At 46.8% G+C, this 21,901-nt stretch carries 23 protein-coding genes, 1 tRNA gene and 1 pseudogene; 8 read left to right on the top strand and 17 right to left on the bottom strand.

Annotation, left to right across the window (positions count from 1 at the left end):
- Window positions 1-12: 12 nt before the first annotated feature.
- The 10 genes from rpmI to thrS all read right to left on the bottom strand — a co-directional run bounded on the left by rpmI (window position 13) and on the right by thrS (window position 9,145).
- Complete coding sequence (gene rpmI / locus ABD980_RS09740; protein WP_260648818.1) at window positions 13-210, bottom strand: 50S ribosomal protein L35; 198 nt, start codon at window positions 208-210, stop codon at window positions 13-15.
- 155 nt (window positions 211-365) lie between these two features.
- Window positions 366-1,910 carry a YifB family Mg chelatase-like AAA ATPase gene (locus tag ABD980_RS09735; RefSeq protein ID WP_345371360.1) on the bottom strand — a complete coding sequence of 515 codons (1,545 nt, stop codon included), beginning with the start codon at window positions 1,908-1,910 and terminating at the stop codon, window positions 366-368.
- An 87-nt stretch (window positions 1,911-1,997) separates the two neighbouring features.
- Window positions 1,998-2,273, bottom strand: a complete 276-nt coding sequence (locus ABD980_RS09730) for an accessory factor UbiK family protein (RefSeq protein WP_260648820.1) — start codon at window positions 2,271-2,273, stop codon at window positions 1,998-2,000.
- 90 nt (window positions 2,274-2,363) lie between these two features.
- Window positions 2,364-2,897 carry a hypothetical protein gene (locus tag ABD980_RS09725; protein ID WP_345371358.1) on the bottom strand — a complete coding sequence of 178 codons (534 nt, stop codon included), beginning with the start codon at window positions 2,895-2,897 and terminating at the stop codon, window positions 2,364-2,366.
- A gap of 261 nt (window positions 2,898-3,158) precedes the next feature.
- Window positions 3,159-4,913, bottom strand: a complete 1,755-nt coding sequence (gene ptsP / locus ABD980_RS09720) for a phosphoenolpyruvate--protein phosphotransferase (protein ID WP_345371356.1) — start codon at window positions 4,911-4,913, stop codon at window positions 3,159-3,161.
- Window positions 4,914-5,183: an HPr family phosphocarrier protein gene (locus ABD980_RS09715; RefSeq protein WP_345371354.1), complete on the bottom strand. Its 270-nt coding sequence runs from the start codon at window positions 5,181-5,183 to the stop codon at window positions 4,914-4,916.
- 17 nt (window positions 5,184-5,200) lie between these two features.
- Window positions 5,201-5,623, bottom strand: a complete 423-nt coding sequence (locus ABD980_RS09710; protein WP_260648824.1) for a PTS sugar transporter subunit IIA domain-containing protein — start codon at window positions 5,621-5,623, stop codon at window positions 5,201-5,203.
- On the bottom strand, window positions 5,613-6,578 hold the full coding sequence (gshB, locus tag ABD980_RS09705) for a glutathione synthase (RefSeq protein WP_260648825.1): 966 nt from the start codon (window positions 6,576-6,578) through the stop codon (window positions 5,613-5,615). The genes ABD980_RS09710 and gshB overlap by 11 nt, the downstream gene beginning before the upstream one ends.
- 72 nt (window positions 6,579-6,650) lie before the next feature.
- The gene (gene infC / locus ABD980_RS09700) at window positions 6,651-7,175 is read right to left on the bottom strand and encodes a translation initiation factor IF-3 (protein ID WP_260648963.1); all 525 of its coding nucleotides are present in this window, start codon (window positions 7,173-7,175) and stop codon (window positions 6,651-6,653) included.
- Window positions 7,176-7,222: 47 nt separating this feature from the next.
- The gene (gene thrS / locus ABD980_RS09695; RefSeq protein WP_260648826.1) at window positions 7,223-9,145 is read right to left on the bottom strand and encodes a threonine--tRNA ligase; all 1,923 of its coding nucleotides are present in this window, start codon (window positions 9,143-9,145) and stop codon (window positions 7,223-7,225) included.
- A 354-nt stretch (window positions 9,146-9,499) separates the two neighbouring features.
- Here thrS and ABD980_RS09690 point away from each other — a divergent pair.
- The 4 genes from ABD980_RS09690 (at window position 9,500) to ABD980_RS09675 (ending at window position 11,434) form a co-directional block, all read left to right on the top strand.
- A tRNA-Val gene (locus ABD980_RS09690) sits at window positions 9,500-9,576 on the top strand.
- A gap of 118 nt (window positions 9,577-9,694) precedes the next feature.
- The gene (locus ABD980_RS09685; protein ID WP_345371350.1) at window positions 9,695-10,267 is read left to right on the top strand and encodes a PACE efflux transporter; all 573 of its coding nucleotides are present in this window, start codon (window positions 9,695-9,697) and stop codon (window positions 10,265-10,267) included.
- Window positions 10,268-10,349: 82 nt separating this feature from the next.
- On the top strand, window positions 10,350-11,120 hold the full coding sequence (locus ABD980_RS09680) for an AlbA family DNA-binding domain-containing protein (protein WP_260648828.1): 771 nt from the start codon (window positions 10,350-10,352) through the stop codon (window positions 11,118-11,120).
- Window positions 11,121-11,152: 32 nt separating this feature from the next.
- Entirely contained in the window at window positions 11,153-11,434 is a 282-nt protein-coding gene (locus ABD980_RS09675) for a hypothetical protein (protein WP_300647068.1), read from the top strand.
- A 37-nt stretch (window positions 11,435-11,471) separates the two neighbouring features.
- Here the strand turns inward: ABD980_RS09675 and ABD980_RS09670 are convergent, their stop codons facing one another.
- Window positions 11,472-12,404, bottom strand: coding sequence for a siderophore ABC transporter substrate-binding protein (locus ABD980_RS09670; protein WP_345371347.1), 933 nt, complete (start codon window positions 12,402-12,404; stop codon window positions 11,472-11,474).
- 888 nt (window positions 12,405-13,292) lie between these two features.
- On the opposite strand from ABD980_RS09670, the gene ABD980_RS09665 reads away from it, so the two are divergent.
- Together ABD980_RS09665 and ABD980_RS09660 are read left to right on the top strand one after the other, a co-directional pair.
- Window positions 13,293-14,306, top strand: coding sequence for a ribonucleotide-diphosphate reductase subunit beta (locus ABD980_RS09665; protein ID WP_345371345.1), 1,014 nt, complete (start codon window positions 13,293-13,295; stop codon window positions 14,304-14,306).
- A complete protein-coding gene (locus ABD980_RS09660; RefSeq protein ID WP_300647071.1) occupies window positions 14,296-16,023 on the top strand; it encodes a ribonucleotide reductase N-terminal alpha domain-containing protein in 1,728 nt (575 codons plus the stop codon). Before ABD980_RS09665 ends, ABD980_RS09660 begins: the two co-directional genes overlap by 11 nt.
- A 51-nt stretch (window positions 16,024-16,074) precedes the next feature.
- On the opposite strand, the gene ABD980_RS09655 is transcribed toward ABD980_RS09660, so the two are convergent.
- Together ABD980_RS09655 and ABD980_RS09650 are read right to left on the bottom strand one after the other, a co-directional pair.
- A complete protein-coding gene (locus tag ABD980_RS09655) occupies window positions 16,075-16,590 on the bottom strand; it encodes a hypothetical protein (protein ID WP_260648833.1) in 516 nt (171 codons plus the stop codon).
- A gap of 50 nt (window positions 16,591-16,640) precedes the next feature.
- Entirely contained in the window at window positions 16,641-17,135 is a 495-nt protein-coding gene (locus tag ABD980_RS09650; protein WP_345371342.1) for a hypothetical protein, read from the bottom strand.
- A gap of 56 nt (window positions 17,136-17,191) precedes the next feature.
- On the opposite strand from ABD980_RS09650, the gene ABD980_RS09645 reads away from it, so the two are divergent.
- The gene (locus tag ABD980_RS09645; protein ID WP_300647074.1) at window positions 17,192-17,572 is read left to right on the top strand and encodes a pyrimidine dimer DNA glycosylase/endonuclease V; all 381 of its coding nucleotides are present in this window, start codon (window positions 17,192-17,194) and stop codon (window positions 17,570-17,572) included.
- Here the strand turns inward: ABD980_RS09645 and fdxA are convergent.
- Both fdxA and nhaA read right to left on the bottom strand, forming a co-directional pair.
- Window positions 17,555-17,887, bottom strand: coding sequence for a ferredoxin FdxA (gene fdxA / locus ABD980_RS09640; protein ID WP_260648836.1), 333 nt, complete (start codon window positions 17,885-17,887; stop codon window positions 17,555-17,557). The two genes, ABD980_RS09645 and fdxA, sit on opposite strands and share 18 nt — an antisense overlap.
- 12 nt (window positions 17,888-17,899) lie before the next feature.
- A complete protein-coding gene (nhaA, locus tag ABD980_RS09635; protein WP_300647108.1) occupies window positions 17,900-19,246 on the bottom strand; it encodes a Na+/H+ antiporter NhaA in 1,347 nt (448 codons plus the stop codon).
- A gap of 156 nt (window positions 19,247-19,402) precedes the next feature.
- Here nhaA and ABD980_RS09630 point away from each other — a divergent pair.
- Window positions 19,403-19,489 (top strand): annotated as a pseudogene (locus ABD980_RS09630) (YkgJ family cysteine cluster protein); the annotation flags it as partial.
- An 89-nt stretch (window positions 19,490-19,578) separates the two neighbouring features.
- Here ABD980_RS09630 and ABD980_RS09625 read toward each other — a convergent pair.
- Both ABD980_RS09625 and rlmD read right to left on the bottom strand, forming a co-directional pair.
- Window positions 19,579-20,493, bottom strand: a complete 915-nt coding sequence (locus tag ABD980_RS09625) for a DMT family transporter (protein ID WP_300647077.1) — start codon at window positions 20,491-20,493, stop codon at window positions 19,579-19,581.
- 25 nt (window positions 20,494-20,518) lie between these two features.
- Window positions 20,519-21,886, bottom strand: a complete 1,368-nt coding sequence (rlmD, locus tag ABD980_RS09620) for a 23S rRNA (uracil(1939)-C(5))-methyltransferase RlmD (RefSeq protein WP_300647078.1) — start codon at window positions 21,884-21,886, stop codon at window positions 20,519-20,521.
- Window positions 21,887-21,901: the final 15 nt, after the last annotated feature.

Below are 21,901 nucleotides of genomic sequence, written 5' to 3'. Positions count from 1 at the left end.
ATTACACTCCAATCAAGCAAAAGGAAGCATCTGTTTTACGGATGCTACGTCTGCGGCATGTACTGCAACAGTACCGCGTAACTGACGTTTGTTTTTAGTGGTTTTTTTCGTCAAGATGTGGCGCTTAAAGGCCTGACCACGCTTGATGGAACCACTGCCACGTACGTTAAAGCGTTTGGCTGCGCCACGCTTTGTTTTCATTTTAGGCATAAGAACACTCAAAATAAAGTTGTGACTATAGGTGGCAGCCAAACTAAAGCTGCTCTTTTTAACCCTTTAGACACTTATTGATTTTTTATTTGAAGCCAATACTAGCCAAATAAAAGAAAAATTATAAAAGCAAAAAAAGAATTTGTCTATAAAAATTAGTATTTTAGACCAGATTGATCACGGAACTGCATCGCCAAAGCCACGTGCTCGGCGGTAATGTGCTCTGATTGCTGCATATCGGCAATAGTACGCGCCACACGACGCAAGCGCTGCACCACCCGTACTGACCAGGCCCATTTACGCATTGCATTTTCCATCAGCTGCAATGCCTCGGGCTGTAACGCCGCATAGCGATCCAATGCCTCGCCCTGTAAGGACGCATTTAATATGCCCTGACGTTGATATTGTCGCTGCTGGCAGCGTTGTACCCGCTGCCGTATCGTGGATGAGTCTTCAACTGCGACGTGCGGCGTAGGAAAAGTCTCTTCAAAAGGCAGCACCAAATACAAGTCAATCCGATCCAGTAAGGGCCCAGAAAGCTTTGCACGGTAACGATCGATTTTTTCTGGTGTGCAGCGACATGCTATTTTGGGATGCCCCAAATACCCACAAGGGCATGGGTTCATGGCTGCAATCAACTGGAAACGTGCTGGAAAACAACCGCGCTGATTTGCTCGAGAAATGACCACCTCTCCGGTTTCCAATGGCTCTCTTAGAGACTCAAGAACACGCCGATCAAACTCGGGCAACTCATCCATAAACAACACCCCATGATGTGCTAAGGTGATTTCTCCGGGACGCAGCTGACGACCGCCCCCCACCATTGCTGCCATCGTACAAGAGTGGTGAGGTGCCCTAAAAGGCGGTTGCTCAGTGAACAGAGCATCAGTTGCGTTACCACTAAGCTGTTTTAATACTGCCACTTCTAGTTGCTGTTGCGTGCGCAATGGGGGTAATAAGGTAGGCAAACGCTGCGCCAACATACTTTTACCGACACCAGGTGGCCCTGACATCAATAGGCTATGTCCACCGCTTGCGGCTAGCTCTAAAGCAAAACGAGCCTGCTGCTGGCCATAGACCTCGGACATGCATAAGCATGAGGTAGACGCTGCGCGCTCTGTCATAGGAGCAGGCTGGGCAAACTGCATAGCTTGCTGCCCTGACAATAAGGCCACAGTCTCTGTTAACGTAGAGACCCCCACAACCTTTAATTGCGGTATATGTGCCGCTTGCTTTGCTGACAACCACGGGTAAAAAAGAATACGCTCAGCATAATGACGCTGCACCCCAAGCGCAAAAGCCAGAGCCGCACCACTTGGTACAACGGCTCCTGTTAAAGATAACTCGCCGGCAAAGACAAAGTCTTGTACTGCCACTGGCAAACGTTCCCCTGACACAGCCGTTGCATCACTGATTTGCCCTGATGCCAACAGTACCCCGAGCGCTATAGGCAGATCAAACCGCCCCGATTCTTTGGGCACATCTGCTGGTGCTAGGTTCACTGTGATACGCGCAGCAGGAAAGTCAAAACCACTGCTTACAATGGCTGAGCGCACGCGCTCTCGGCTTTCTCGCACCCCCGCATCCGGTAACCCCACTACTTGAAAGCTAGGCAAGCCGGGAGCAATATGTACCTCTACCCGTACTGCTATCATCTCTAGGCCAATCAGGGTACCGCTGGCCAAAACAGCTAAACTCATTGCCATCTCCTTTATCGTACTAAAGGAGTATGCCGCATTCTAATAGTCGTATGCGCCCTAGCTAGACCCTATGAGCCTTCCGTATTACTACGATTCGGTCGGTTTTTCATCCGTACTGCTTTTCTGACCAAGCTGTGCCTCAAGCTCTTGTACCCGCTGCTCTAATGCTGCTACACGGGCTAGAGCACGCTCTAACACCGCTACTTGTGAATCAAACTCATCACGCGTCAATAGATCCATGCGGTTAAAAGTTTGCCCCATAAAAGCTTTGACATTTTTTTCTAGATCTGCCGCGGGACTATTAGCAATCAAATCTGAAAGATTTTGTTGAAGCTGGCTAAAAAAATCATTACGAGTGTTCATGATTTATCCTTTCATAAAATATTAAGGCTAGTTTAAGCTAAAAAAGCCGCCTCAAGGGCGGCTTTTGTTGATATCAAGCAAACACAGCGATTAAGGTTTTGCTTGTTGTACAGCAGGCAACTCTTCGTTACGTGGTGACTGTACACCATTACCTACAGCACCCTGAATAGCGCTATCGGCTTTAGCGGCAGCGTCTTTAATTGCATCGCCTGTAGCTGTGGCAGCTTTAGATGCTGCCTCTTTAGCATCTTTTGCGGCTTCGGCTGCTTTATCCTTAGCTTCTTCTGCTTTGGACTTGGCCTCATCTGTCTTTTCTGCTGCCTCGGCTTTTAACTTTTCAGCTTCGGCCTTGGCTTTTGCCTCTTCCGCTTCGGCTTTGGCCTTTGCCGCTTCCTCACCTGACTTTAGATCAGCTTCTACTTCCTTTTCTTTGGCAATAGCACTTTCTTTAGCGGATTCGATCTTTGCCTCGGTTTCAGCAGATGGTGCTACGGGTGCAGAAGGTGCCGTGGCGGCAGGAGACTCTGCAGGCGCAGCAACTTTATCATCATTATCCGAGCAAGCAGTTAATAATGCTACAGAAGACACAACCAAAGCAGCTAATGTAATACGAGTCTTATTCATATCAATCCTTTTTCTAAAGATATTATTGAGAAGCTGTAACCAGCCCCCTTGTTACAATTACATTCTACTCAGTCCGCTCCTGCGAGCAAGCAAAGTAGTGTAAAGCTCAATGTCATCTTTTTTTTGAAAAACACAAACCCATTAAAAAAACCCCTTAACTATCAAACAGATACATAAAACCCATCCAAAAAGCCAGCGCACTGGAAGTTACAATTGCAACGACTGACACAGCTTTTGTTACATAAAAATAGGGGTTAATACTTATTTTTCAAGAAGTTTATGCAGATCAATCCGCTCAGCACGATTTAAGGCCGTCGCCACCTTAAGGCGCAGAGCTGCCGAGTGTGAGCTGAGTATTTCTTGCTTTACACGAGGAATCTGCGCCGCTGGCATAGAAAAACAACGTAATCCTAAGCCAAGCAACATACGCGTTAAACGCACATCCCCTGCCATCTCACCACACACGGAAACGGGCTTACCGTAAACCTCGGCACGATTAATAGTATGCGCGATTAAACGCAATACAGCTGGGTGCATAGGATCGTACAAGTCGGCAACATCTGCATCAGCCCTATCTACGGCCATCACATATTGAATTAAATCATTAGTACCGATAGATAAAAAATCAAGATGTTGTGCAAATGGCTCGATCGCTATGGCAATAGCGGGCACCTCTACCATCGCCCCCAATTGAATCTGTTTTGCATAAGGCACACCATCGGCTATTAAGCTTTGCTCCGCTTTATCCAAGGCTTGTCGCACGGCATGTACTTCTTCCATGGTAGAGATCATGGGGATAAGAATACGCACCAAACCAAACTGAGATGCACGCAATAAGGCGCGCAGTTGTGTTTGAAACAACTCAGGATGCGCCAAGCAATAACGAATAGCGCGTAAGCCCAACGCTGGGTTCGTCGCTACGGTCTGCTCCCCATCCAGTGTTTTATCTGCTCCAATATCTAAAGTGCGTATGGTTACGGGGCGTCCTTGCATCGTTTGCACTACACGAGCATAGGCTTCAAATTGCTCGTTTTCAGAAGGCAAATCTTTGCGCCCCATAAACAAGAACTCGCTACGAAACAAACCAATGCCATCGGCTCCGATCTCAAAAGCGGCTTGGGCCTCGGAAGGAAGCTCAATGTTTGCTTCAAGGTGGATGCGAATGCCATCGACCGTCATGGCGGGCGTATCACGCAACTGAGAAAGCTGCGCCTCTTGACGTAAATGCTCGGCTTGTAGCTGACGATACTGCTGCAAAATTGTTTCAGCTGGGTTAACGATGACAATGCCCTTAAAGCCATCCACAATCAGCATATCGCCATCTTTGACTAGGCGACGCACATCCCCCAAGCCCACCACAGCGGGAATATTCATACTACGCGCAACAATGGCGGTATGCGAGGTAGGACCACCTAAATCCGTTAAAAAAGCAGAAAAACGTACTTTACGCAAACGCAACATATCCCCTGGGGAAATGTCACGGGCAACAACGATCAAACCCGAATCGGTCGGGTCTGTCTGCACCGGCAAGCTATGTGCATGGGGTGCTTTACCATTAAGAATCAAAAGCACTCGCTCAATAACTTGACGCACATCTGCGCTACGCTCACGTAAATACGGGTCTTCGATTTGTTCAAATTGCGCGATAATTTGCTGCCCTTGGGTCGCTAGCGCCCACTCGGCGTTATAGAGTCTGTCAGCGATGAGCTGTGCGCTTTGTTGTCGCAGCATCGGGTCAGCCAGCAATAAACGATGCACCTCGAGCACTGGCGCAATCTCTCGCGGTGCATCAGCAGGCAGCTGTTGAGCAATCACCGCCAAATCCTGCTGAGCTTGGTCCATTGCTGCATAAAGCCGATCTGACTCGGTTTGCACCTGATCGGCTTCAATATAATAATGAGCAACCTCTAAGGCGGCAGCACCCATTACTGCTGCCTTGCCAATTGCGTAGCCTTGGACTACACCCTGCCCCATTAAGCAAAACATCGCATTGGATGGCAGCGCGGCTTCGCTCATTTAGCTTTCCTCACCAAATTTATCCGCAAAGAGCTGCTCGATCTGTGTTAGAGCCTGCTCTGCATCATCGCCCTCTGCGTCCACGGTCACGGTCACCCCCAACCCTGCCGCCAGCATCATCACCCCCATAATGCTTTTTGCATTAACACGCTGAGCCCCACGTGCAATATGAATATCACTTTGAAATTGGCTTGCTAATTGAGTGAGCTTAGACGCCGCCCGCGCATGTAGCCCTAATTTATTACTGATAACAATATCTATAGAAGGCATAACAATAATGAGTAAAGTTAAGAAACAGTGGGTGCCTGATGCACAATACCGCGGTGTGTACTGTGTAAAATATTTTGAATACGCTCATCCATTGTAGGAGAAGCGTCGGTGAGTGCTTTGACCAGCATACAGACATTGACCCCTGATAAAAGATGTACGTGAAAGCCTTTTAAACAAAGCTGACGCTGCACCCCTGTGGCAATATGATAAGGAGTAGAGCCATATAGATCACAAAGCATCAACACATGTTGTTTATTTTGGGCTCGCAATTCATTCACAAGTGTGTCGATCCACGGCTCCGGCAAATCCGTAGGCAAAATATCCGCCACGCGCACACTAGGCGGTGTAGCTAATACATGCTGAGCGCAGGCATAGAGCGCTTGCCCCAACGGCGCGTGTGTCACGAGCACTACCGCTAAGGCTGTAGGATCAGGTTTCATTTCCAACCACAGTGGCTAAGGCTTGTGCAAACAGCTCTCCGACATGACAGTCGGTCTGCTCGGTAATCTCTACAAAACACGTTGGGCTGGTGACATTTATTTCTGTAACATAGTTACCAATCACATCCAAGCCCACAAGAAACAAACCACGCTCGACGAGTTTAGGCGCTATGCTATTAGCAATGTGCCAGTCATGCTCGCTAAGCGGTTGTGCTACGCCTCGCCCACCTGCTGCTAAGTTACCCCGCGTTTCTCCCGCTAAAGGAATCCGCGCCAAGCAATACGGCACTGGCTGACCATTAATAATCAAAATCCGCTTATCGCCCTGTGTAATTTCTGGAATATAACGCTGGACCATTAGGCTTTCTGTGCTATTTTTGCTGAGCGTCTCTAAAATCGCCCCCACATTCACCTCGCCTTCGCGCATACGAAAAATCCCCATACCGCCCATGCCATCCAACGGTTTGACGATCACGTCTTTATGTTGTTGATGAAAAGCGCGAATTCGATCCATATCCCGCGTCACCAACGTCGGGGGTGTAAACTCAGGAAATTCCGTAATCGCCAGCTTTTCGGGGTGATTGCGTAATGCTGCGCCCGTATTAAATACTTTCGCCCCTTGGGCCTCGGCAAAGCTAAGCAAGTGTGTGGCGTAGAAATACTCCATATCAAATGGAGGGTCTTTACGCATAATAACTGCACTAAAGGCATTCAGTTCCAGCTCAGTGGGTGCTCCGGTTTCCGTCCACCAGTTAGCGCTATGCAAATCGGCATCTGCCGCAATATGAATAGGGGTGGTGCGAGCTTTGACACGACTATTATCGATATACATATCGGACAATAGCGTCACGCTAATTTGATGGTTATGCGCTATTAATGCGCGCATCATCGCTACGGATGTGTCCTTATAGGCGGACAATGACGGCAACGGATCAATAATAAATAAAACGTGCATAATGAATCCTGTAATAAACCCCTTCGTAACGTAAAGCCACGAAGGGGTTAAAGGCAAGTAACGCTATAAGGATTAGGTGGTTTTCTTGCGTGGCGCAAGCACCATCACCATTTGTCGGCCTTCTAGGCGTGGAAAAGATTCCACCTGACAAATATCCTCTACGTCGTCACGTACACGTTCCAAAACACGCATTCCTAGCTCTTGGTGAGCCATTTCGCGGCCTCTAAAACGCAGTGAAACTTTGACCTTGTCCCCGTCCTCGATGAAGCGGCGGACATTACGTAGTTTTACGTTATAGTCCCCTTCGTCCGTGGCCGGACGGAACTTCACCTCTTTGACCTGAACCACTTTTTGCTTGGCTCGAGCTTCTTGTTGGCGCTTTTGTTCCTGATAACGGAACTTGCCGTAGTCCATGAGACGGCACACTGGTGGCGTTGCATTAGGTGCAATTTCCACCAAATCCACATCATGTTCTTCTGCTAAATCTAACGCCTGAGCTACTTTTACGATGCCAAGCTGTTCACCATCAATTCCAATAAGTCGCACTTCATTAACACGGATTTCACCGTTGATGCGATGTTTCTTTTCGGTTGCGATGTCTAAGACTCCTAAGTAATTAAATCAAATCTATGCCAAATGATTGGCTATTGACGTGTGTCAATATCATTTTGCAGACGATCTGCAAAGTCGGCCAGTGGCATAACCCCTAAGTCGAGGCCCCCACGACCGCGCACAGCGACCGTACCTGCCTCACGCTCCTTGTCCCCTACAACTAAGATATAAGGGACTTTTTGCATACTGTGTTCACGAATTTTACGGGTGATTTTTTCACCACGCAAATCGCTATTAACACGGTAGCCTTGTGCTTTTAGCTGATCCGCTACCTGTTTTGCATAATCGGCAGAAGATTCAGCAATACAGCACACCACAGCATGCTCGGGTGCTAACCATACAGGTAAAGCCCCCGCGTAGTTTTCTAATAGAATACCAATAAAGCGCTCAAATGACCCCAAAATGGCACGGTGCAACATAACGGGAGTACGCCGCTGGTCATTGGCATCCACATATTCCGCCCCTAAGCGTGCTGGCATGGAAAAATCCACTTGAATCGTACCACACTGCCAATGGCGGCCAATAGCGTCTTTTAAGGTGTATTCAATTTTAGGCCCGTAAAAAGCGCCATCACCCTCGGCGATTTCAAATTCGCAATTGGTACGGCGTAAGCTTTCCATGAGAGCCGCCTCGGCTTTATCCCAAACCGCATCATCGCCAATGCGTTTTTCTGGACGCGTAGCGACCTTATAAAGTATTTCAGTAAAGCCAAAATCCTTATAGACTTTTTGTAATAAAGCCGTAAAGTTAATGCATTCTTCTTGTAGCTGGTCTTCGGTACAGAAAATATGCCCATCGTCCTGCGTAAAACCACGCACCCGCATCATGCCATGCAATGACCCCGAGGGCTCATTCCGATGACACTGCCCGAATTCGCCATAACGGATAGGTAGCTCACGGTAAGAGTGTAAGCCCTGATTAAAAATCTGCACATGACCAGGGCAGTTCATGGGTTTTAACCCGTACACACGGTTTTCTGATTCCGTGGTAAACATGTTTTCAGAATAGTTGTCCCAGTGACCCGTTTTTTTCCACAAGGACAAATCTAGAATCTGCGGTGCTTTGACTTCCTGATAACCATTTTGCTGGTAGATTTTACGCATGTATTGTTCTACCTGCTGCCAAACCGTCCAGCCTTTAGGGTGCCAGTAAATCAACCCGGGCGCGTCTTCGTGAAACTGGAACAAACCGAGTTCGCGCCCCAAACGACGGTGATCACGCTTTTCGGCCTCTTCTAGCATGGTTAGATAGGCCTTTTGATCCTCTTTTGTTGCCCACGCTGTACCATAAATACGTTGCAACATTTCATTGTTGCTATCGCCACGCCAGTAAGCGCCTGCGACCTTCATCAGCTTAAAGACTTTTAGCTTGCCTGTAGATGGCACGTGGGGGCCGCGACACAAGTCAATAAAATCGCCCTCACGATATAAGCTAATGGTCTCGCCGGACGGAATAGACTCGATGATTTCAGCCTTGTAAGTTTCGCCAATGCTTTTAAAAAACGCCACGGCCTCATCGCGGTCCCACTCTTCACGCGAAACGGGAATATCCGCTTTGGCGAGCTCCGCCATTTTTTTCTCAATCGCCGTCAAATCCTCTGGCGTAAAGGGGCGCTTATAAGCAAAGTCGTAATAAAAGCCATTATCAATAACAGGACCAATCGTTACCTGCGCATCAGGGTAAAGCTCTTGTACGGCATAAGCTAATAAGTGAGCCGTAGAGTGGCGAATGATTTCCAAGCCCTCGGGGTCCTTAGCGGTGATAATCGCTAGCTCGGCGTCCTGATCAATGACATAACTGGTATCTACCAACGTAGGCTCAGCCCCTTTTGTCGTCACTCGCCCTGCAAGAGCAGCACGCCCTAAACCTGCGCCAATAGAATGAGCTACGTCACCAACAGAAACAGGCCCATCAAATGAGCGCTGTGAACCATCGGGTAAGGTAATCTGAACCATACAACATCCTAAAAAATAAAAAACGCGGCACCAAGGCCGCGTTTAAGGTATCTGTGATTGGCTTGAATCAACGAGCGAACACAATGCGGCCAATATTATTGTCGCCAGCTAGTCGTTCGCGTTGTGGTCATAAGAGATCCTATTCGTTATTCAAGATTAGTAGTTACTAACAAGTTTACCATTAACCCCCCTATTACGCAGCCAAAAGGCACGATTTTTGTTGCTCTATCACGACGTTTGGGTTAAATTATGGTCCTATCTACATAGACACTGTGTTAAGTAAAAAGTTCCCCCCATAAAAACAGCAAAAAACACTTGACACAAAAACATAACTTACGCTATAGTTATATTTTTAGGCGGTTAGCTCAGTTGGTTAGAGCGCTACGTTGACATCGTAGAGGTCGCTGGTTCGAATCCAGTACTGCCTACCAGAATTCATGTTTCACTAGACGTCACAAACCGTCTATAAACACCATAAACCCGCATAGTCATTGGCTTTGCGGGTTTTTTGTTGTCTACTTTCTACCTCGTTTGATCTGACCAGATTTTTTGACAAAAAAGCGTGAGTGCGGTAAAAAAGCAGCGCAGGCGGAAACCGTGGCGCTGCATCCTTGTTTTTCTTCATCGACCGGGACGGGCCGGCTCTTGCATCTGGAGCCTGTCTTAGGCTCAATGGAGTTTATGTTGATTACACTTAGTCCTATCAAAAGACGTATTGTTTACGTCACCATCTTTGAAATTTTTGCTATTTTATTCTCCACATGGATTCTGATGGCACTTAGCCATAGCGATGCTCAAGAATCCTTGCCTGTGGCTATTATGGTTTCCGTAGCCGCTGTGATCTGGAACTACATCTACAACACCCTTTTTGAATCTTGGGAGCGCCGTCAGCATGTTACGGTGCGCAGTCTACGTATTCGTAGTGTGCACGCGATCGGGTTTGAGGGCGGGTTATTGTTGATCTGCTTACCGATTTATATGCTGTGGTACGGGGTTGGGCTTTGGAAAGCCTTTACCATGGAAATCACACTTTTACTCTTTTTCTTGGTGTACACCTTTGTCTTCACCTTGATTTTTGATAAGATTTTTACCCTTCCCCATCTACAAAATCAAGCCGAATAATCCAGAAGACCACTAAGCATATAACCATATAGGGTATGATGAATTCATTAAAACAAAACCATTCATCACAGCAGGACCCAGTATGGCAATTAGTAAAGATTTTCACGGTGGTTTTTCTCGATTCTTTGATCAGCCGACCCGAGACACATTAAGAGATCTTCTTAAATATGGCTCGGGCGAGGCAAATCAATTTGACTTCAAAGAGATCTGGCCAGAAAAACATAAAATTGCCAAACATATCCTTGCTCTAGCAAACTCCGGTGGCGGCGCGCTGATCATTGGTGTAAAAGACAATGGCGACTTAGAAGCTTCAGGTATACCACCAGGTGGCAAAATCGATAAAACCGATGTCGCCAAGCAGGTTTCTGCATACCTACCTCGCAGCTTAAAATTTGATATTTTGGATTTTGACTATCCCATCGATTCAGAATACGCCAAAATCAAAGGCAAATCCTTTCAGGTGGTTATTGTGAACTGTGACGAAAGTGAGCTGCCTTATCTTTGCTGTAAAGACCACCCTGAACTAAAAAGCAACGTGGTTTATATACGCAAACGCCAAGAATCCACCGAAGCCAATCACGAGGATTTACAAGAGGTGATCAATCGCCGCCTAAAATCTGGGGCGTCGACGCCAAGCATGATCAGCTTAAAAGAAGATCTGGATCAGCTTAAAACCCTTTACAAAGAAATGGATTCTTTTAGTCGTCTTATTCCTATTGAAAGCATTAACCGTTTATTAGGCTACAAACCAAGCCAATATGCCCCAGAGGAATCACTAGAAGAGTTTGTAGCTGAACTAATTCGGCTAAAAAAGGAAAAAATCAAACGGGATTTAGGAATAAGTCTCAGCTAAGCTAACGTTTTTATTTTTTATAAAGGACACCCATGTCAGAATCGATTTCCAATCAAGACCAGCAGGTATTACTCGGCATTGCTTTTGCTGATCAAGCTCTCATCGCTGCTCAAATTGCCCTTTTTGCTGGGAAAACCAATGATGCTAAGGAAACCATTGCCCTATTACACGCTATTGCCGATGAGGTTTCTAACCGCTATCAACTGACTGGGGTGGCCAAAGACACCATGAAGCTACGCATGGAAAAAACCATTCATTTAGCGTCGGCGATTTTAGGGGATAAAACCAGCCAGTCAGAACAAACCGCGCATTAAAAATTCGCGCCCCTAACGGTACTAGGGGCGCTACACATTATTTGCTGTGCTGCAAAGCCACTTGAATTTGCTGCATATTTTGTAGCAAAGCCTCTAATCCGGCACCATCTAATAAATACCAGTGTGCGGGATCCAGATAAATGAGCTGTGGTTGGCGCTCGGCTTGGGTGTGTGCCACTGCCTTCAGTAACTGTTGTGCGGGTATTGCATCCGCTTTGTTTACCGCTGCATCACGATCAATCACATAAATCCAATCTGGATTAATACGCTCAATATCCTCGATGCTTAACTCTACCCCTTTGCCTTCGGGGAAATCCGTAAGCGCTGGCTGCACCCCAAATTCATTAAATAACACACCATAGCGGGACTGCGGCCCTTGAGCAATCAGCTTGTTATTGGTGGTGAGCAGTAATAAGCCTGTACCGGCTTGTGCTGTTGTTTGGCGCAAAGCAGCCAGTTGCGTATCCAACCGCTCAATATAATGCGCAGCTTGTTGTTTCTTGCCATACCATTGTCCTAGTTGCCAAGTCGTTTGTTTCACGCTTTGCACTAAATGTTCTTGATCAAAGCTTAAATCGACAGTAGGTGCCAGCTGTTGTACTGTTTCCAAAGCGCGGGAAGAGCGCCGCCCTACAACAATCAGATCAGGATTGAGCTCACGTAAGACCTGCTCATCTGGCTCAAACAAGGAGCCCGTCTTAACGTAGCTATTCGCTTCATATTGTGCAAGGAACTGTGGATAGCGTGCACTAGGCACCCCAGCCACAGGAATCGCTAAAGACTGAAAAATATCTAACAGTGCCAAATCCTGTACAACTACTTTTTGTGGGGGGGCTTGTAAGGTCATAGATTGACCAGCATATTGCGCTGTGATTGCCACTGGTGCTGTCGACACACACCCCACAAGCCCAGCCAGACTCAACACTACCACACCAACCGTTTTTTTCATTTTTAATGTGCGTAAATTCATGATTTCCTTTTTGATCGTTACCCCAACTATCGCCCATTCAAGCGAGACGAGCCGCAAGATACGCGACCTACTATTTGGCCCCGATTATAACCACAAATGAGAATCATAATCATTTTCTAAACAGGTTGAGCTCGACCTAAATAAAAACGAAGTGGTAGAATGTGGCTCTTTGCCCCACAGACATGTAACAAGTTGCGAACTGACACAGCGTGTCAATACGTATAATTCACCTGAGCTCATCTTGCTAAGCCCTTTATATACCAACAAAAACCGTGTTTTTTTGCTTAAATTTTTCAACTGTAGCTTCACAATCCATCACTATTTTTCCGTACCTTAAAAACACCGCGCACTTGCAAGCAACCACTACTTAGGCGTATTATTACTACTGCAAAACACTAAATGTTGTGGTTAACGCATTTATCCCCGTATAAAGATCATGCGTTAAAAACAACAGTACAGCGTGTTTTTTCGTCTCATTAAACAACGACTCGACTTGTTAAATGACGGCAAAGCCCGATCTAGCAAAGCCTTGCGTTTAATGAGCTGTTTTTACAAATAATCAACCCCCTTGTTTTGTGCTTTTTTGCTGTGCATGGTTGTACTAGAATAGCCAGCGGTATCATCGTTCTGCCTCACAACAATGTGTATTGATTGTGTTGGTGCACAAAGCTAAACCACTGCATCATGTATTTTTAGGTGAAAAATACTGTGTAAAACATCAGTCATACCAATTAAAAATTAGGGCGATATTCTGCCCAACCACCCGAATTACCCACTTAACTTAGGGCGATGTATCGCCCTTTGGACGCACTGCTGTCGTCTATAGCCTTTGCGCTACCGATTAGCAACAACTCCGCGCCCATGAATCAGATAAAGGATTAGGAGTTTATGATCTACAAAAGTCAAATAGAGACCCCTACGGATTCCTACGTGGCTAGGTATCCTTGGGCAACGGAAATGGCGATTGGCCAACAGGATATCTATTGGACTGCCGAAGAATTAGGTGTAGAAGAAGACGAACAAGATTTCAAAATCAACCTAAACGAGGCGGAACGTCATGGTGTTATTACTGCGCAATCCATCTTGACCCAATACGAGCTGATGTTAGGCGGCGAGAACCTTTGGGGCGGCAAGATCCCCAAAATGTTCCCTCGCCCAGAAATCGCGCGTATGTGCGCCAAGTTTACGGATGTTGAGCTGCACGTCCACGCGCCCTTCTATGACATCGGTAATGTCGTCATGGGCAACTCCACCGATGAGTTCTATACCCAATGGAAGCGCGATTCCGTGCTCACTGAACGCATTGCTTTTATTGATAGCTATGCCGATAGCGATTGTCCCCTCGAAGTCACCGCCGCTTTGGCCATGCTCGAAGGGGTCGTCCTCTATTCCGCCTTTGGGTTTTTCAAAGGGTTTAACAGCCGCGGTTTTAACCTGATCCCACATTTTGTTTCCGGTATTGACGCCTCGGCCAAAGACGAGAATTTCCACTCTATTGCCTCGAGCTTTTTGCACAAAGAATGCAAGCACGAGCGTCGTGCTTTGGGTTATCACACCGACGAAGATGACCGTAAACTGCGCGAAGCCATCTGGAAAATGGCCGAAGTCCTTTATCTGCACGAAAGCCGCATTATTGATCTGATGTTTGAAATCCCCGGCAACCGCGTTACCACCAAAGACGAACTACTCGAATTTGTGCGCGATCGTATCAATATTGTGTTGGAGCGCCTTGAGATGCCGAAAATGTTTGATCAAGAACCTGGGCTGATTTCCGGCTGGTTCTATAACCAATTAAACACGGTTAAGGTTCCTGACTTTTTTGCGGGCACACAAATTCAATACCGCCGTAACTGGGATCGTTATAAGCTTACATTCAGAAAAGAGGTAGAAAATGTCCTTTAAAGAGTCGGGGATTAGCGAAGAAAAAATCCAAATGTTTGAGCAGCTCAGTGCCGAGCGCAAACATTTGCAAGAAATTGGCCATCTCCCCCCTTGGTACATTACCCAAGGCTGGCAGCTTTTCAAAGAAAAATACCAATACAAAGACGAGCCAGCCGTTTTGGGTCGCCATCGCACCATTGCCAAAACTCTAGCGCAATATATGGTTGGCGAGGAAGCCAAATGGGAAGAGCTCTTTTTCAATGAGCTTTGGAATGGCATTTTGTCACCCGCAACCCCAGCTCTGTCGAACACGGGTACCGATCGGGGCATGAACGTCTCTTGCTCTGGGCAATTTGTTGGCGATAGCGTTGTGTCTTTTTATGATGGCTTAAAAGAAATGGCACTGCTATCAAAAAACGGTTTTGGTACCAGCGCTGACTTTAGCTCCATTCGTCCACGTGGCGCACCGATCACCGCTGGTGGCGAAGCCAGCGGCCCTGTGCCCGTCATGGAAGATTTTTTTACCTGCGCCTCTAAAATCAGCCAAGGCGGTAATCGTCGTGGTGCTGTCGCCGGCTATTTGGATATCGAACACCCTGACTGGGACGAAGCCGTCGATTTACTCATGCGCGACCCAGACGGTAAAAACTTTGGTTGGACCGTACGCGATAGCTTTATCGAAGCCCTAAAAAATGGTGACCCTGAAGCTAACCGTAAATTTACTCGGGCTCTGTATGTAAAACTGGTCACAGGTAAAGGTTATTTCTTCTTTATCGATAAAGCTAACCGACACCGCCCTCAGATGTACAAAGATCACGGCCTAGATATTAAAGCCACGAACTTATGTACCGAGATCATGCTCCATAGCTCAGAGGAGTACACTTATTCCTGCATTTTGGCTTCGATGAACTTAGCCAACTGGGATAAAATTAAAGATTCGGATTCCGTATTTATTGCTACCGTATTCCTTGATTGCTTGTGCGAAGACTTTATCCGCAACAGCAAAGGGGTGCCTGGCTTAGAAAAGGTGCGTGAATTCACCATCAAAGGGCGTGCAATTGGCCTCGGTGCTATGGGTTTTCATACCTATCTCCAATCTAAGGGCATCCCTTTTGCCAGCTTAGAAGCCCAGTTCCTCTCTAACGAAATGGCAAAACACATTTCAGAGGAATCTTTACGTGCTTCAAAATGGTTAGCAGAAAAATTTGGCGAGCCAGAGTGGTGTAAAGGCTATGGCGTACGCAATACCCACCGTACCGCTTATGCGCCTACCAAATCCACCGCCTTACTAATGGGTGGTGTGAGCGAGTCCTGGTCACCTGATCCAGGTATGGTTTTTGATATGGCTTCGGCTGTGGGTGAACTACGCCGTATCCCCCCTGTGTTCTACGAAAAAATGAAAGAAAAAGGGGTTTACAACGAGGAAACCATTCGCGACATCATTAACCATATCGGTAGCGTACAACACGTGGATTGGCTCACACCCGAAGAAAAGCAAGTCTTTATGAATGCTTATGAAATTGAGCAAAAAATCATCTTGCGTCACGCTTCCCAACGCCAGAAATACACGTGCCAAGGTCAGTCCTTGAACTTTTTTGTCGCCGAAGAAGGCTCCGAAGACCAAATTGCGGAACTCATCACCATGGCCTTTTTGGATGAAAACATCCTTAGCCAATACTACTTCTACTCTAAGAGCGGTGTTGTTGTTCCTGACGAATGTCTATCTTGCTCCGCATAAAAAATTAGCCCACTTTCATCGTGGGCTTTTTTTATCTTTGCTCGGATTGTATTAAATCGTACAAACCCGCTCTACAGTAAAAGAGTCGGCGGCTAACATGATTTCATAACCGGACATAATCGCTTGCTCAAGGGCTTCGGCACGAAAAGCGAGTTTTTCTAGCATGGCTTCAATCTGCTCATCAGAATCTAACATCGCATATTCGCCATATAAATCATAACAATTAGGACTCCAGCAGAAGGAAAAATCCCCATTCGGGCGGATCAAAGCGACCTCGCCTGCCTCGCCGGCATGCTCTTGGGCTTTGTCTAGGCTACCCGTACCATAAACCGCACGTGATCTAAATGGGATACCAAACTGTTGTGTAAACCAGGCATCAATACGATGGTGTGCGGGCACTGGAATATTTTTGGGCTGACGATTCACTGGAGCATAAATCGTCATTTTGTCTTCGGTAAGAGGACGTGAAAACCCACGGTACACAGGTAAACCCGTGGTTAATGTCTCCCAATCCTCTGCTTTAAACCAAGTACCTTTGCTGCGATCAAATAGATTATGAGTGTTCATTTTAATAGTTTTCCGCAATAAGGTTAGAAAAAAGTTATATAAGAAAAAGTTTAATCATCTAGCCATTTTATATCGCGTAAGTGCCAAGTCTCATGCGTTCGATCAAACTCAACCTGTGCCTCGTAGGTTTTTTTGTGCGTACCACCTGATCGATAGGTAGCTTCTACCGTAGCTTGAATCACAAACTGACATTGACCAATGGCTTTAGAGCTTGCTTTAGGTAAAAACGGGAACTGCACAGACTTCATTTCTGTCATCGACGCTTCGATAGGCTCTTTGGTTTTATTAAACGCCTTTACCACATCGGTGCAAATGGCCGCAATGCGTTTTTCCTCACGATCTAGTGCTGATTGTGAGCGCTTATAAACGAATTCATTCCAAAAGGCTAAGCCTAACATCAAACTCGCCCCTACCGCTATGTAATAAAAGCCCTTACGCTTAATCGGCGCGTATTCAGCACTATCATTATCTCGAAAATATAAGCCACCCCCTTTAATCATCAACCAAATAGAAGACAAGGCGATGACAATCACTATCCACAACATAAATAACAACCTAAAATACGCAAACAAGTCCTGATTGTAATACGTTTATTAAAAACATGACCCGAATTAACTGCATTCCTGTAAACGAGCTCACTCGTGCACATCTCATAGCCGAATATCGTGAGCTTCCACGCGTATTTAAGCTCGCACGCAAAGCGGCCCAACGGGGCTTTCAGGCCAAAGACGGACCAAAAGACTACACCCTAGGCAAAGGACATGTTTTATTTTTTTATACGCGCTTGAGCTATTTAGCTAAACGCCAAGCACAGCTTGTACACGAAATGCAAAAGCGCGGCTATCAACCCCAGTTCACGGATTCCTTATTTGAGACGTATGCGGATATTCCCGCTTATATGTGGAATGATTGGGTACCGACAGCCGCAGCTTTAAAAATTAACAGACAAAGGATTCAAGAGCGCCTAGGTGTGTCGCAATAAATGCTTTTTAGGTAAAACACCCGCCCATTGCTCATGATCCGGCAAAGGGGCTTGAGCACGACGAATACGTTTCCAATTAGGATCATTGGCTAAGCGGGCATTGATTTCAATAAACTCCGCTTGATCTGGTGTAATCTCTGCTGCATTCACGATAGCACCGACTGGACACTCTGCCACGCAGATAGAACAGTCGATGCACTCGTCTGGGTGAATCACAAGAAAATTTGGCCCTTCGAAAAAACAGTCCATGGGGCATACGGTGACGCAATCCGTATACTTACACTGAATACAAGCTTCTGTTACAACGAAGGGCATAATCCAACTCGGTTAAATTTGACGCAAACGTCGAGTATACACCACGCCCCAGACCAAACCGAGTACAGCAGCCACCAACGAAGCGGTTAACACACCCAGCTTAGCAGCACCGAGTAAGACCTCATCACTAAAGGCCAGCGTGCCAATAAATATTGACATCGTAAAGCCAATACCAGCCAATACCCCAATGAGGCTAACGCCAGACCAGCTCACCCCTTCTGGTAATTGGCAAATTTTTAGCCACACTGCCAATCGGCATGCCATAAAAATCCCGAGCGGTTTGCCTAATACTAAAGCAAAGACCACACCGAACATAACGGTCTGCGCGCCCCCACTGGAAATATCAATGCCCTGAAAGCTAACCCCAGCATTTGCCAAAGCAAAAATCGGCATCACTAAAAAAGATACCCAAGGATGAAGCTGCATTTGCACACGCGCTACGGGAGGCAACAGTTCTCGTTGTGCCTGACGAATATTCGCAATGGATTGCAATAGCACGGTTTCATCCGTGTCCGGTTTTTGGCTTTGTTGACGCAACTGCTGTAGATTTTTTTCTACAAGCTCTAACGGATCAGCGGGTAAAGGACGCGCATAAACGGGGGTCATAAGCCCCAAAATCACCCCAGCTAATGTAGGGTGCGCTCCCGTTTTTAATACCCCAAACCATAAAATGGCCCCGGGTAAAATATAAGCATAAGCAGAAGCAATACCTAAACGCTGCCAAGCGATCACTAACACCACGCCCAGCAACACATACCAAAAACCCGTATAGTCCAAACCGCCAGAGTAGAAAAAAGCAATGATTAGCACCGCCACAATGTCATCAATGATAGCAATGGCGAGCAGCAAAATACGTACATTCGAAGGAATCGATTTGCCCAATAAGGCTAATACCCCCACCGCAAACGCAATATCGGTTGCTGTGGGTACAGCCCAGCCTGCACGTAGCGTAGGGTCAGAGTTTAGCGCCACATACACAAGCGCCGGCACAATCACCCCACCAGCTGCGGCCGCTAAAGGAAGCGCGGCTTGTCGTAAGTCAGATAGCGCCCCCTGATGAATTTCCCGACGAATTTCCATACCGACGGCTAAGAAGAAAATCGTCATCAGGGCATCATTAACCCAAAAATGCAGACTGTTGGACATGGCCCAATCGCCCAGCTGAAAACCTACCGTTTGAGTCCAAAAGTCATGATAAGACTGTGCATAAGGCGAGTTTGCCCAAATCAAAGCCACTATAGCAGCCAAAATTAAGACAACGCCACCAAAGGCTTCGATATGAACTAAACGGGAGACTTGTTCCGAAACGGACTGACTGATGCGATGGCCAAGAGGAATAGAAGAGGTGTGTTTTTTCATCATCTCTTTAGAATACAAGTGCATAAGCGGCCCGACTTATGCGTTATCTATTTTCCTAACCCCATGCTAGACAAATACCCGCATAAAGCGTAACGTAATTTATCTGAGTATGCAAACCTCATTCTAGTTTTTTAACTTCATAATGACACGACGACAATGACCAGCTTTAATCCTTGTTTAAGCTGTGGGGCATGTTGCGCCCATTATCGAGTTTCATTTTATAGCGGAGAGCTTGCCGGAGAAGCTTGTCAAAAGCTGCGTTTATCCTTGGGCCTGCCCCCTTTAGCTCCGCAGCGGCCGCGCTTGGTGTCTGATAAGGAAATACAAAACACTTAACGATCGGCGGATTTAACGGTGCGGTTAACTAACACAATACCCAACACCACACACACCGCACCAATAGCAAAAAAGGCATCCACACGCTCTCCCAGTAAAACCACACCTAGTATTACAGCAAACAAAGGGGTTAAAAAAGACAATACTCCTAAGCGCGATGCCAAATAATGACGTAACAGCCAAAACCATAATAGCAGGCTTAAAAAAGACACCACAAAAATCTGAAAGCCTAAATTCACTACTAATAGGCTATCCCAATGCACGGTATCTTGCTCAAAAACATACGCCGCCCCTGTTAATACCACGGCAGCAACCACAAGCTGATAAAACAAGGTCTCTGTCGCTGGTGCGTCATTTAGTCGAGAGCTACGCACCACTACCGTCGTAGCCCCCCACACGGCCCCACCCAAAATGGCTAACATATCACCAAACAACATATTGGGATTCAAAGCGGTATTTTGGCTACCGTCCCTACCTAAAAAGCTAATTGCTATACCTAAAAAGGCTAAAAAAACCCCCACCCACTGAACGCCTTGTAAGCGTTCCTGAGCAGAAGTCAGATGCAAACCTAATGCAGCAAAAATCGGAGCAGTATAAAGAAAAATAGACACATGAGAAGCAGAGGTATAACGCAATGCCTCTCCCATTAAGAAAAACTCGCCACTAAATAACAAGCCAATCACTAGGCCCGGCAGCCACCCTTTGCGTACCGTCAGTAATGGCTTGCCCTGAAGGAGCACCAGTAAAACTGTCAACACAGCGGCGCCCCCAGAGCGAATCCCAATCTGCAAAATGGGGGACATAGCGGTGGCATTATATTTAATCGCTATTTGTGCCAGCGCCCAAATAAAGCAAATTAACGCCATGCCCCCCATAGCGCGAGCATCCAAAACAGAGCGTGTCGCGCTCACAAGCCGTCTCCTGAATTAATAAAAATTAATCGTTCATAAGAGTGGTATCGTCTTCAATTGTGGTTTTTAAAGGCCCTGTCTGCCCTGCTTCAAACACAGCGATTGACTCAATATGACCAGTATGAGGAAACATATTAATCACACCAGCTGCTTGTAGCTCATACCCACCCACATGCACCAATATGCCTGCATCTCGTGCCAACGTGGCTGGGTTACAGGAAACATACACAATACGTTTAGGACGCTCTTGCAACGATAAAGCAGAATAAGCCTTAGCAACTGCCAACGCGCCATCACGAGGGGGATCTATCAACACCCGGTCAAAATAACCTAATTCACGCAACCAGCTCTGATCCACCTCGAATAAGTTCAGCGTACTAAATTGGGTTTTATGGTCTAGGTCATGACGTGCAGCCGCTTCTGTGGCTCGCTCTGTAAGTGCCGTACTGCCCTCGATGCCCACCACCTCTTTAGCAAAACGTGCCATGGGTAAACTAAAGTTCCCTAAACCACAGAACAAATCCGCAACACGGTCTGTAGGCTCTATGGCTAACAGGCGTAAAGCACGACGAATTAGCTCGCGGTTAATTTGGTGGTTTACTTGTGTGAAATCCGTGGGCTTAAAAGGCATGCGCAAGTCATAGTCAGGCAAATCATAATAAAGCCTGTCCACGTCTTCTGGCACTAATGGATGTACTGAATCTGGCCCTTTGGGCTGCAGCCACCAGCTCACCTGATAAGTTTGCCCAAACTGTAATAACGTTTGAATATCCGTATCGGTTAAGGGTTCTAAATGGCGCAGCGTAAGCACCATACAGGCATCCCCCACAGCCAACTCAATTTGTGGGATACGATCTGGACGCGATAGCGTTCCCAACATATCGCGTAAAGGACGCAACAGATCAGAAACGGCGGCAGGCACGACCAAGCACTGATCCATGTCCATGACATAGCTGCTATTGCGTTCCCTAAAGCCAACCAGCATCCCCCCTTTTTTCTGTACAAACCGAGCAGAAAAACGGGCGCGATAGCGATAACCAAAGTATGGGCCATGCATAGCAGCGAGCATTTGTTTGGGCTTGACCTTGCCGATATGCGTAAAAGCGTCCTCAAGAGCACGTTGTTTAATAGCTACCTGGGCAGCAGGCTCTAGATGCTGCATCACACAGCCACCACAAATACCAAAAGAAGGACACGGGGGCTCAACCCGCTGCGAGGAGGGTCGTATGACCTCCAAGAGCTTAGCCCGGTCATAATTGGTTTTTTGGCGCGTTACCTGAGCTCTGACTAATTCGCCGGGCAACGCGCCATCTACAAACACAACTTTGCCATTATGGTGAGCTACACCGCGGCCTTCTAAGTCTAACGATTCAATTTCTAATAAATAGCTCATGTTACGCGCTACAAA

The sequence above is a fragment of the Paenalcaligenes hermetiae genome, from assembly GCF_039543645.1.
GTDB lineage: Bacteria > Pseudomonadota > Gammaproteobacteria > Burkholderiales > Burkholderiaceae_B > Paenalcaligenes > Paenalcaligenes hermetiae.
This window is presented reverse-complemented; position numbering and strand designations above follow the sequence as displayed.